Origin of the sequence: Sporolactobacillus sp. CQH2019 (assembly GCF_028765345.1) — a bacterium.
In the GTDB taxonomy this organism is placed as follows: domain Bacteria; phylum Bacillota; class Bacilli; order Bacillales; family Sporolactobacillaceae; genus Sporolactobacillus.
The window spans coordinates 1-12,281 of sequence record NZ_JARAJZ010000029.1; the positions used below are offsets into that span (position 1 = coordinate 1).

General features: G+C 25.8%; 15 protein-coding genes. 12 read left to right on the plus strand and 3 right to left on the minus strand.

What is annotated here, in order from left to right:
• Window positions 1–786: 786 nt before the first annotated feature.
• The 6 genes from OYT88_RS20455 to OYT88_RS20480 all read left to right on the plus strand — a co-directional run bounded on the left by OYT88_RS20455 (window position 787) and on the right by OYT88_RS20480 (window position 5,405).
• A complete protein-coding gene (locus tag OYT88_RS20455; protein ID WP_274402219.1) occupies window positions 787–1,347 on the plus strand; it encodes a hypothetical protein in 561 nt (186 codons plus the stop codon).
• Entirely contained in the window at window positions 1,340–2,461 is a 1,122-nt protein-coding gene (locus tag OYT88_RS20460; RefSeq protein WP_274402220.1) for a hypothetical protein, read from the plus strand. The genes OYT88_RS20455 and OYT88_RS20460 overlap by 8 nt, the downstream gene beginning before the upstream one ends.
• Window positions 2,462–2,807: 346 nt before the next feature.
• Window positions 2,808–3,176: a hypothetical protein gene (locus OYT88_RS20465; RefSeq protein ID WP_274402221.1), complete on the plus strand. Its 369-nt coding sequence runs from the start codon at window positions 2,808–2,810 to the stop codon at window positions 3,174–3,176.
• Window positions 3,177–3,477: 301 nt separating this feature from the next.
• On the plus strand, window positions 3,478–3,822 hold the full coding sequence (locus OYT88_RS20470; protein ID WP_016209058.1) for a type II toxin-antitoxin system RelE/ParE family toxin: 345 nt from the start codon (window positions 3,478–3,480) through the stop codon (window positions 3,820–3,822).
• A gap of 114 nt (window positions 3,823–3,936) precedes the next feature.
• A complete protein-coding gene (gene relB, locus OYT88_RS20475) occupies window positions 3,937–4,233 on the plus strand; it encodes a type II toxin-antitoxin system RelB family anti-toxin (RefSeq protein ID WP_274402222.1) in 297 nt (98 codons plus the stop codon).
• 209 nt (window positions 4,234–4,442) lie between these two features.
• Entirely contained in the window at window positions 4,443–5,405 is a 963-nt protein-coding gene (locus tag OYT88_RS20480) for a coiled-coil domain-containing protein (protein ID WP_274402223.1), read from the plus strand.
• Window positions 5,406–5,527: 122 nt separating this feature from the next.
• Here the strand turns inward: OYT88_RS20480 and OYT88_RS20485 are convergent, their stop codons facing one another.
• Window positions 5,528–5,896, minus strand: a complete 369-nt coding sequence (locus tag OYT88_RS20485; protein WP_274402224.1) for a hypothetical protein — start codon at window positions 5,894–5,896, stop codon at window positions 5,528–5,530.
• A 122-nt stretch (window positions 5,897–6,018) separates the two neighbouring features.
• Window positions 6,019–8,253, minus strand: a complete 2,235-nt coding sequence (locus tag OYT88_RS20490) for a glycoside hydrolase domain-containing protein (RefSeq protein WP_274402225.1) — start codon at window positions 8,251–8,253, stop codon at window positions 6,019–6,021.
• Window positions 8,254–8,432: 179 nt separating this feature from the next.
• On the opposite strand from OYT88_RS20490, the gene OYT88_RS20495 reads away from it, so the two are divergent.
• Both OYT88_RS20495 and OYT88_RS21060 read left to right on the plus strand, forming a co-directional pair.
• The gene (locus OYT88_RS20495; RefSeq protein WP_274402226.1) at window positions 8,433–8,771 is read left to right on the plus strand and encodes a helix-turn-helix domain-containing protein; all 339 of its coding nucleotides are present in this window, start codon (window positions 8,433–8,435) and stop codon (window positions 8,769–8,771) included.
• Between the two features lie 9 nt (window positions 8,772–8,780).
• On the plus strand, window positions 8,781–8,957 hold the full coding sequence (locus OYT88_RS21060) for a sigma factor-like helix-turn-helix DNA-binding protein (protein WP_443217552.1): 177 nt from the start codon (window positions 8,781–8,783) through the stop codon (window positions 8,955–8,957).
• Window positions 8,958–8,976: 19 nt separating this feature from the next.
• Here the strand turns inward: OYT88_RS21060 and OYT88_RS20500 are convergent, their stop codons facing one another.
• Window positions 8,977–9,171: a BhlA/UviB family holin-like peptide gene (locus OYT88_RS20500; RefSeq protein WP_016209047.1), complete on the minus strand. Its 195-nt coding sequence runs from the start codon at window positions 9,169–9,171 to the stop codon at window positions 8,977–8,979.
• A 361-nt stretch (window positions 9,172–9,532) separates the two neighbouring features.
• Here OYT88_RS20500 and OYT88_RS20505 point away from each other — a divergent pair, with 361 nt between their 5' ends.
• The 4 genes from OYT88_RS20505 to OYT88_RS20520 form a co-directional block, all read left to right on the plus strand.
• Window positions 9,533–9,940 carry a hypothetical protein gene (locus tag OYT88_RS20505; RefSeq protein WP_274402227.1) on the plus strand — a complete coding sequence of 136 codons (408 nt, stop codon included), beginning with the start codon at window positions 9,533–9,535 and terminating at the stop codon, window positions 9,938–9,940.
• 405 nt (window positions 9,941–10,345) lie between these two features.
• Window positions 10,346–10,885 (plus strand): RNA polymerase sigma factor, encoded by a 540-nt coding sequence (locus OYT88_RS20510; protein ID WP_274402228.1) that lies wholly within the window; start codon window positions 10,346–10,348, stop codon window positions 10,883–10,885.
• Between the two features lie 37 nt (window positions 10,886–10,922).
• The gene (locus OYT88_RS20515; protein WP_443217553.1) at window positions 10,923–11,456 is read left to right on the plus strand and encodes a DUF4179 domain-containing protein; all 534 of its coding nucleotides are present in this window, start codon (window positions 10,923–10,925) and stop codon (window positions 11,454–11,456) included.
• A gap of 34 nt (window positions 11,457–11,490) precedes the next feature.
• Window positions 11,491–12,281: hypothetical protein (locus OYT88_RS20520; RefSeq protein WP_274402230.1), on the plus strand; the 791-nt coding region annotated here is incomplete at its 3' end.

Sequence of the window (12,281 nt, forward strand, 5' to 3'; positions counted from 1 at the left end):
TATTAAAGAGTTTGTTAAAATCCATTAAAGTCCTATAAATAAAGGCTTTAATGGATTTTATTTAAACAAAGAGCTTCTAAAATATTTTAGAAACTCCTTCAAGCTCCTTGGAAATTTAGATTATAAAAAAATTATTAAGTTTCTTTATAAAGAGTTTGATATTTGTTTAATAAAGAGTAAAAAAAGTTTTTATAAATCTTTATAAATAAGTACTTTGAGCATAATTAACTTATTAGAAACTCTTAGAAACTCTTAGAAAATCTTAGAAGCTCTTTACAAAAACTCTTTGAAATATTTTGAATCTTATAATTTAAATTTGATGAATTAAAACATTTGGAATGATTCATAAAAAAAGTAGATGAGATAACTTCTAAAACCTGATGTTTACTGAATTTTATTTTTAATAAAATTCAGATAAAAAGTAGCAGGGCAAATTACAAATACTTTTTCAGCTAGCGCTAAAAAAGGCATATAGAAAATTTTACTTAGACAAGCTAAGTAAAAACCGAAAAAAATTATGGCCCGCCATAATTTATTTTCTTTTTCTATATTTATTTGTAATTTGCCCTGCGGGACTAGGCGACTAAAGTCGCAAAGGTAAACTTAGCTAAAGCTAAGTTATTGATAAAGAAAATCTATCATGCTATTATAAAAGCAATAAAATTGAATAAAAAAAAGCTCAGATTTTGAGTAAGAATATTTATGTGTAGTTAATGAATCTTAGAAATGATCTAAGACTTATTTGGCTACACTTTTTTTATTTAAAAAATAAATTGAGGAGGATCTATGGCAAAGGGAAGAAAATCTGAAGTTATAAAAAGAATAACTAAGCGTGATGGAGAAACAATTAAAGCTGCTGCAAACACAGGAATCATAAGTAAAGATAATGCTAAAAAGTACTTTGGATTAAATGATAAAAGAATAAATCTTTTAGTTAAAAATCAATATTTAGTTGAAAAGAGAGCTTATACAAAGTATGGCAATAAAATTTATTATAAATTAGGTCCTTCAGGGGTTAAGTATGTGAAGGAGAATACAAATATTGATTATTTCTATAGAAGCAATTCTACGCAGCTAAATCATGATTTAAAGCTTAACCAGGTTTATTGCCAATTAACTCATGAGCAAAGGCAATGTTGGATTAATGAGGAACAAATAATAAATAGATGGACTGAACTCACAGGGGTGAAGGAAAGGCGAGGATCTGTAGATGCTTTAGTTCAAATCAATGGACAAGCTATAGCTATTGAAATAATAACTAAAAATTATGGAGAAGTTGAAATTCAGGAAAAACAAGATGCAGCAGAAAATTTAGGTTGTGAAAGGATGATTATGATAAATGCATAAAGAATATATAAGCTATGACAGGGATGATATGAAGGTAATAATTGATGATATAAAGCTAAATATTAATGTCCTGGAGTACATAGAAGTTAAGGAAAAGTATGATTGGTATTTAAGATGTTTAAAATATTTTGGTAACTTTATTACTTTTGAACATTTAAATTTGCTTTTAAAGGGCAAATTTAGCCGAGGAAAGATCTTTAGTGATATAAATGCTCTTTGTGATTTAAACTTCGTTAAAAAGCATTTTATAGGCAAAAACAGCTATTATATATTAACTAAGAAAGCAAATATATATCTAAAAAATAAAAATGAAGGTGGATATATAAATAAGCCAGCAAATAGAAACATGATAAAAAGCTTATTGCACCTAGATTATTTAATATTAGGAGTAAAAGATAGAAATTATATAAATAAAGAAAATGAGGTAGAATTAAATTCAGAACTAGATAATCTTTATAATAATATTTCTAATAGTAAAAGTTTTGATGAAAGGATTAATATAAGACATAGAAATATCTATAAGGTAATGAAAAAATTAAATTTTAAAATAGATTTAATTGAAGATCCAAATAGATTTTTTGATGAACAAATTAATTTTTTAAATAAGAATGAAGGAGATATACTTTCTAAACTTAAATCTAAAAACTCATATATTGAGGGAGCTAGATTAACAAATGAAAAATTAATTTTAGATATTTTAATTTTTGATAATGAAAATATACAATCTGGTAAGTTTAAATATAGAATATTAGACTTAGAAAATATAATTAAGGAATTGTACTTTAACCCAGTAGAACAAAGAGTTAAATACAATTTAAATATAGTATCAATAGATTCCAATAGGAAAAATAATTTAGAAACAGTGCTGCCGAAAGAGATAGAAAAAGAAATATTAAAAAAAGATAAATTTCTTAGTCAATATTTAGATAGTGATGGGAATTTATTTCTTGATAATGATAATAAAAAGTTTATTAAATCGCAAAATGTACTTTTAGCTTTTAATAATTATAAGGTTTTAGAATATGATACTAGCAGATATTTTAGATACAAAAATGATGAAATAAAAAGCATAGATTCAAGTGAAATAAATGTAATTAATTTAGCTTTAAAATAAGGTTAATAAAACATTTTATTACCTAGCAGTTTTTGACTAATTTAGACTAACAAAGTGTGTTAATATGTGGCTACAAAGTACCACAATGGTGGTCACAAAATACCACAGTTGTGTCCACAAGGTACTACAAAAAAGGAGGTCTATATGAGTAAAGATGATATATTAAAAGTTAGGATGACAAAACGGAAAAGGAAGAAGTACGTTATCTAGCTCGTAAAAAGGGGTTTAATATGACTGAGTATATAAAATATTGCATTATGAAAGTTAGTATTCTTGAAGGAATAGAAGAAAATGAAGAGAAATTAAATAAGAGTTTAATTATCTTTGAGTTGAAAGAAGGTTAATAATGAAAAATATTTATGAAAAGAAAGTTGCTAAGGTTTTGAATATCTATATGAAAAGAACTGGTATAAAGTGGGACGATTTAAAAAATCTCATTCTCAAAAATGAAACAGCAATAGAAAACTTGGATGAAAAGTATTTGAAATATACTAACTCTTATATTGCAGCTAATGAATTAATAAAAGTAACCTTATTAAGAGATATAGGAAATGAAGATTTAGATGTAGATCTTCATTTAAGAGATGAAGATAACGAATTAATTGAATTATTGAAATCAGAAAAGCTTGAATTTAAGATATCTAAAGATTATTTAGATAAATTTAAAATCTACTGTGAATACCAAGATGATAATTTAAATAAAAAAAAGCTTTAATTTTGCAATTGGTATTGCGAAATTAAAGCTTTTTTTTATTTGTTTACTTATCCTAAACAAAAAGTAGTGAAATTTTCAAAATTTTATTGCCTACAAGTGGCTTAAAATCGTGTTTTTTAATTTTATCACAAAATGATGATTTAGCGAAATTATTAGTATATAACTAAAACTTAAATTATTAATAAAGAAAATATTAAAAGAAGAAATAATAAGTTTAAAATATAATTAAATATTTGAAAATACACCAAAAGTGATGTATAATTTTATTTGAAATTGAATAAAATATATAAGGAGTGGTCCAGTGAACATTTACAGATATCAAACTAATGGTGGAAAGGACCTAATTCTCGAATATATTAATAAATTGCCTAAAAAACAAAAAGCTGAAGCAGCTGCAATACAAGCCAAATTACAAATAGATGGGATAGAAGCATTAGAAACTCTTGATACAAGACCTTTAAGGAAAAAGCTTTGGGAGATAAAGTTTGATAAAAATAGGTTGATGTATGTTATAGCTGATGCTGATAACTTATATATATTGCATGCTTGTAAAAAGCAAAAAGGCAAAGCAGAGCAGTTCGAGCTTGATAAGGCAATTGAAAGAGCAAAAGAACTTGGTAGAGAATTAGGAAAAAGCTTTGTATAAGGTAACTTATACAAAGCTGCCTTCAAAAATTATAAGAATGTAAATGTAATGGACATGAATAAATATATTTATATAGTTAAAAAGTATGGATGTTTTTAGGTAGGAGGTGCAATAATGGGATTTAAAAGAGTTGATTGTGTTAAAGAGATGGATAAGATGATAAAAGAAGATTCACAAATAGCTAAGTATGTTGATGAATTTAATAAAGAGTATGAAGTAATGCAATCAATAGTTAAAGTTAGAAAGGAACTAGGTTTAACACAAAAAGATGTATCAAAACGAAGTGGATTAACTCAACAAATGGTTTCAAGAATGGAGAAGGTGGATAATTCCCCAACGCTAACTAATTTTATAAAATATATAACTGCAATAGGTCTAGACTTAGATTTAGTTAAAAAGCAAAATAGCTAGAATATATTATAAATAAAATGGGATTCAGTAAAACTGAATCCTTTTTTATTGCATTAAGGAAGATTTAACGAAATTATTAAAATTAAGTAGTAAAATAAGGTTGACTTTGTTAGCAAATTACATTAAAATTCATGCATGACATATGATATACATAGTAATACATGACATATACAAAATGAATAAAATGATTTTGAAAGGAAATGAGAAATATGAGTAATGAAATTAAAGCAGTATCTTTTAGATTGGGTGAGGAGGATATACAAAAATTTAGAGAATTTGCTGATGAACAAGGGTTAAATCAAGCTGAAATGTTTCAAAGTTTAATGAATAGCTTTGAGATGGCTAAAGCAAAAGGTATGATTACAGATAGAGCTAAAGAAATAGAAGTATTTCAAGATACAATTAATACTTTAATGAATATGTTTATTAATTCTCTAGCAATAAATCAAACTAGTGAGAAAAGAATAAGAGAAACATTAAGTTTGGAGTTAAATACTAAGGATAAAACTATAGCAGATTTACAAAGTCGTGAGAAAGAGTTAAAGATTAAGTTTGAAGCAAGTAATGAAAAAGCAACCAAATTTTTAAGGGATGCAAATGAATTAGCAGTTAAATTAGAAAATGTTAACAAAGAAATAGATCAAAAAAATAATATTATAAATAACCAGCAAGAACAAATAAATACTTTAAATTCAATAGTTACAGAATATAAATCATATAAAGATATAAATAAAGAATTAGGGTTAAAAAATAATGATTTAAATAATAAAATTACAAATGCATTACATAGTAATACAGACCTTCAATCTAAGATTGAAAACTTAGAAAATATAAAAGAATTCTATAAAGCGGAAGTAGAATCATTAAAAAGCGAAGTCAAAGAATTAAATCAAAATATTAAAGACATAGAAAAGCTTAATAAAAATGAAATTAAAGCTTTAAATAAGGCTCATAGAGAAGAGTTAAATTTACTTGAGGATAAATATAAGGATGAAATATTAAGCATTAGAAAAGAGATTACAGATAAGTTTAACTATGATTTAGAAAATAAGCTTGAATTTGAAAAAGTTAAATACCAATTAGAAATAGATAGAATCATTAATAAAGAAAATTTACTTAAAATTCAATACGATAATTTAAAAGCTGAATTTGATAAATTGAATAATAAATAAGGACTTGGTTAATCCAAGTCCTTATCGCAAAATGAACTTTTAGCGAAATTAGAATGTTTTCATAAATCAATTTCTATAGCATTTGAAGAATAAATATTTGAAAATATATTACCAATAAAGCATTAGTTTTTCTTTTTTGATATAGTAAACTTAGTAATACTATGAATATTCATTAAACAGATTGGTCCAGAGAAAATAAAAAATGATAGGAACAAGTCTTCATTTAATATAAACTTTAAAAATAGTGTAGAGAATAAGATAGTTATTATTGAAAATAATAAAAGCGCTTGCTGAGAATCCTCTCTTTTTTTACATAAATATGCAATAATTAATATGAAAGATAGGATTCCATATATAATAAAAAACATAAAATAATTATACTCAGCATTTGGCCCTATTCCACTAGCAATACTTTTTCCAAATAAGCCCTTAATGTTTAATATCAAAAGAATGAGAGTACCTAAGTTTCCTAAAAAATTATAAATTTTCATAAATATTATTCTCCTTATTGAGCAGTATGATTTAAAAATATTATATCAAACTATATAATAAGATTTATTACAAATTTATAAAGTGTATAAGAATATATGAATTTATTTTAATCTTATATATTTTAGAACATAACCCAGTAAGCATTATCATCATCGGCAGGACAAGGATATGAAAAAGAACCACTTTCAATATATCCAGTATTAGATCTTAATTTATCTATTAACTCCTTATCTTCTTGAGTATAACCAATTCTATAAGTCATGTAAGAATATTCTGTTCTATTTACAACGGCATGAACAACTCCACCAGTTACACTCTTCCATTTATATGCAAAGCTTTTTGTATCATTTGTAGCTGTATTACATGAATAAAAAACTGATGTAGAATTAGTGAAGGCATTGTCATTTATTAAGGATAGATCATCAATATCTATTTGGTAGTCTATTCCAAAATCGAGTTTTCCTTCATAACCATGACCAAATAATGTAAACTCTTTGATTTTAAGTGTTCTAGGTAATGTACCTGTTGTACTACCAGTATTTATATAATTTATTATTTCTTTTTTAGAAGTTACAAATAATAAGTTTACTCCAAGTTTATTGGCGGAATTTCTAAGATTAGAAATATCAGTTACTGAATTAGTACCTTGTTCTATTATCCAAGTAATTTTAGCATTAGAATAATAACCTGTTTTACTATCTTTGTATTCTTTTAATTTTTTTAATGCTGGTTCAATAAAATTATATTTATATCTTGGATAAAATATAGGAATGTTTACTTCTTTTCCTGATAACACAAGACATTCGAAGCTTGTTGGACCATCAGGAGTATTTAATGTATTAATACCTAAATATTTACCAGAAGATATATTGTTATCTATTTCTATATAACTACTAGAACTTCCAATTCCTAATGTAGAAATTTGATCAAAAGCCCAATCTTTAGGCAAAGAATATCCAAGATTACCACTAAAGCCAGTAGACATATCACAAACAAAGCTACTACAAGAATATCCCAAATTACCTATACGTGTACAAACATTTCTTGGCGCATAAATACCGATCTTATAAGGTCTTCCTATTTTAGAAAATTCATTATTTATACCTTCAAAGTAAGGAATTATATTTGTAGTAACTTCATCATTTAAAACATCAAAATCTACTCCAAAGTATATTATTGTATTTTCTTGAAAGCCTAATTCTTTAGCTGCTTTTGTAGCTATTCTTGCATCTTCAATTCCTTGATATTTGTTGAAATATTGCAATTCAAATCCACCAGTCTCAAATATTGGGAATACATTTAATCCAGAATTAATTATTATTGATAATTCACTTGGTGATAAGGCATATTTTCCAGTAAGGTATCTTCCAACCACCGTATAACCATTAGATTTTATAGTTTTTGCTGTTTCAGAAGTTATTGAGGTAGAACAGTCACAAGAAGTTCCTATTCTTGTATCATCCCCAGTGCTTATTAAAAGAGAAGACCAAGTTTGAATTCCAGCATTACCACTTTGAGATAGACATGAAAATTCTTGGAATCTTAACACAGCAGCTTGAGTTCCATTTCCATAATAGCCAGTAAAACCAGTAGGATCAAAGTCTTTTCCATTACAGTATAACGAAAATTGCAATATTTTTACAAATTGATTTTCTGAACCATATGTTAAGTAAGGACATCTTTCTTTTGTGGCAGGTCCAAAATATCCAGTTGGCTCACTAATGCCTTCCTCAATTTGCAATGAATAAACTAATGCTTGATTAGTTTTTCTTTCATATATACCATTACATGGTATTAAACCCAGATCATCATTAAAGAAAGGATTGGAAGAATACTCATTATTTAAATATTGTTGAATAGATCTAATTTTTTCATCTCCATTATATGAATCATAATCTAAAAGTTTAAATGTATCCATTGATAATAATGCTCGCATAATAGTTGCATCAGCTTCTCCATTTGGAGTAGTTAAGCCAGCATCAGTTTGTAATTGAATTATAGCATTTCTAGTATTAGAGCCAAAATAACCAGTAAAACCACCGGGATTATATCCCTTACACCATAAGGCTCCTTGTAAAATATAAATTTGATTTTGAATACTAGTTGCTTCTTCAGGGGTATTAGAATCTGTAGGATTTGAATTAATTGATAATGTTTTGAATAGACGTCTAGTTGTTGGACCGAAGTTATCACTTGGTTCTGCAATTCCTAATTCTATTTGTAATGCTCTTGTAAGAGCAAATATTGTTGGCCACCCTGTTTTACCATTAACCTCAATTTGTTCATAACCATATTTATTTCTATAGGTCCCGTTTAGCCAAAGTTGTGTTTGTTGTACCATTTCATCAATAGCCATATATAGATCACTCCTTTAAAATTTAATAATTTTTATTGCCGGCTTGAGTGACTAGTCATTAATTATAAAGGTAAATTCTTTAAATTCGTAAACTACAAAAATAAAAATGGAAAATTTTTAAAAGTTATGTTTACAAAAGAACAAGTGTTTGCATATATATTATATGAGGGGTGATATATATGGACAATAGTATATTAGAAAAGGTAGTAGACTATAGAGAAGGGAATAATGAAGCTTTATTAGATATTATTGAGATATTTAATCCATTAATAAATAAGTATTCTAGATTACTAGATGGAGAAGATACAAAGCAAGATATTGTAATACATTTAATCAGTGTTTTAAATAAAGTAAAACTACATAATAAGGATTTATGTAAAGATAAAGTTGTAGTAGCATATATAGCTAAGTCAATAAGAAATGAATATATAAGACTATCAAAGAAAAATAGAAAAATAATACTTAATGAATCAGAATTAAATTTAGATATAGAAATAGCATATGAAGGATTTGAATAAGAATTTGAAATGCTTGATACATTTAAAGTCTTAACTGAAAAAGAATCCTATATAATGAAATTATTATATGTGTATTATTTATCAGTAAATGAAGTAGCTGATTTTATGAAAATATCGCGTCAAGCAGTTAATCAAAGTAAAAATAGGGCACTAAAAAAATTAAAGGGTATATATTTAAATAAATAATAAAAAAGCAGATATTTAATCATTTAAATATCTGCTTTTTTATATCTTCAAGATCACTTTGAATTTCAGGTAATGTATTACTAAGCTGCTTTATTATATTTTGATAGTTTTCTTCTCTTATTTGATTTTGCTTTAAAACATAAAGTAGAAGATATCCAAATAATAAAGCAAAAACTCCTTGAGTTGTTAAAAAATTAAATAATTCACTATTCATAAAATCACTCCTTTCAAAAGATATATAGGGATTTATTTATAAAATAGTAAACTATGATTTCTATAAAATTAAATTTAGCGAAATTAATACAATTAGTATTAAAAGAAGCTTTCTAAATGAAATGTAATTGATTATTATATAAGTAAACTTTGAGATAAATCAGTAGCTAAAAGTTTTTTAGAAAGTTTTATATTATATTGTTAATTAATTTTTGTATAAGAATCGTGCAACTTACTCTCATAATGAAAAAATATTTTTTAATTTATAGTTTACTTTTCAGTATAAATACTCTTTATAGTAAGTATAAACCCCAAATAGTACTATGACTGGTTTATTAATACGACTAAAAGGAGATTTATTAATGGAAAAAATAACTGACAATGAAATTATACTAAATACAAAAGAAGGTTATGAAAGTGAAGAGGCGGCAGAAAAAGCTCGTATAACAAAAGTAGGAAGAAATATATCAGATTTCGCTCTTTGTTTACACAGAAATATGGTGAGATGGGCTGTTTATCCAACTAATGTAACCCCGGTAACAGGAAATCAATGTGGTTATTTAGCACCACAGGCTTTTGGTGGATTAAAGTATCAAGTTTTATGGAATGCACCTTATAAGGACGTTTATTGCATTGAAACACAGGATTTTGGGAAGGTAAATATTTACGCACCTGTAGATTGGGATAGCTGTTGGGTAAGACCTCATAATCTGCGTAGCTGCCAGAATAATTTTTATCCACATGATCCTAACCAATTTACTGGTGAATAAATTTAAAGGGTAATTTGCGTAAATGTTAACATGAAAGTAATATTTACAATTTGAATATTTATTTATATAAAAATACAATGAAACACCAACTATTAGATAATAAAAATGGTGTTACATTGTATTTTTTATTTATAAATTTCAAGATAAATCTTTTGAAATAGTTAGTAAAACTATGAAATAAATATATATGGTATTAAAAGAGTAGATTAATTTTGAAAATTATTGTGCTTTTTTTAAATAATGGTATTAGGAGTATATCAACTTAAGGAAATTTGTGAAATGGGATTTATTAATCTTTAGTTAAGGACTACTCTAGAACTAGAGACATAATTTATTTTTTATAATATGAGTTATATGGAACTATTCATAAAAATTATATATCTAATGAGTAGAAGGAGGGATATTTTGAAAACTATAAATTATTCTGATAGAAGATTAAACAACTCTGAACATATAACATTCCTGGCTCAGAATGGTGAAGAAGATGCCTTTACATCTTTAATAGAACTTAATGCAACTGCTTATTATAGAATAGCAAAAGGAGTTTTATCATCTGAGGAAGATGTTAAAGATGCAATTCAAAATACAATAATAATTATATACAATAAATTATATACATTACAAAATATAAATTTATTTAAAACTTGGTCTATTAGAATTTTGATTAATGAATGTAATAAAATTTATAATGCAAATAAAAAGGTTGTTAATTTAGAAAGAGTTGAAGATATTTCATCATATACAATTAATTCAGATGATAAAATAGATCTTTATAATGCAATTTCAACATTATCAAAGGATTTAAGAATACCCACTATATTGTTTTATTTTGATGATTTATCATATAAAGAAATTTCTAAAATTACATCAATTCCTGAAGGAACTGTAAAATCTAGAGTTTTTAGAGCAAAAGAGAATTTATATGAAATTTTAAAGGAGGATTAGCAGTATGGATGATAATTTTGATAAAAAGTTAAAGGAAATGGCTAAAAGATCCAATGTTAAAGAACCATGGGATATAAAGGAATTAGCTAAAAATGCACGTAAAAATAATAATAAAATAAATAAATTTTCAAAACCTAAAAAATTTATAATAGCTGCAAGCATGTTAATATTGTGTACAGCATCATTTGGGATATTTGTAAGTGCTAATGTTCAGAAAATCCCCATAATAAATAAGGTTTTAGAGTATTTTACAAAAAGTAATAAAATAGATAAAGGATATGAAGGCAATACAGTTAAAGAAAACTACTCAGTAATTGAAGATAAATACACTGTAGGTATTGAGGATGTATATTTTGATGGGGGGAAATTAGTGTTTTTTTATAAAATAAAAAGTACCGAAGTTCTCGATAAATCAAATGTTTACTATTTAAATACAACTTTGAAGGTTAATGCAGATATTGATGCTACTGGGGGATTAGATGAGAAAGAATTTATTGATGATTATACTTATTATGGTATGATTAGCTATGGAATAAACTCAAATAGTAGCCAAACANGGGGGATTAGATGAGAAAGAATTTATTGATGATTATACTTATTATGGTATGATTAGCTATGGAATAAACTCAAATAGTAGCCAAACATGGCCAGAGATACTAGATGGAACTATTACTATTAATAGTATAGATATATATAATAAAGATAATATCATAAAAACTATACAAATTAACAAAGAACCACTTAAAGTTAATTTAGATAGTAAGAATATAAAGAGTAAAGAACTTTTGATTAATAAAATTATTTCGTATAACGAATTAGAAAGTGAAGTCACTAAACTAACAAAATCCCCAACAGGCATAACTATGGAGGTTTTAAATAGTAATCCGTGGAACCAAACTAGTGGAGTATATTTTCGTACTTATTTATGGGATAGTAAAAAAGGAGTTTTAGATTTTAAGGATAAAACTAATGATACTTCCGATAACGGTATAATAATAAGGGAGGAATACGAAAATCCTAGTGAAGATGGGGAATTGTCAATAATCTCTTTTGTTAGTAAGTCAGGAGCAGTAGGTGATGGCGAAGATAGAAATGTTACTTATAAATTAGACGAAGGAATTCAATTAGATTTAGGGGATTTAGGTAAATTAACAGTAGATAGCATAGTTGATAAAGATAATAAAACTCTAATTACAATGAGAACAACGGGATATATTTCAGTCAATGACCTACAAATAATTAATGGACAAGAGACATATTTATCAACAGAAATAATTAATAAAGAAGTATATGGGGACTTAGATATGAAGGCAACTTATGTATTTCCAAAGTTAAATATAGACTCAGGATTATCTATATCATTGTATCATCCTAAGTTATTAGAGCAATTGTATAA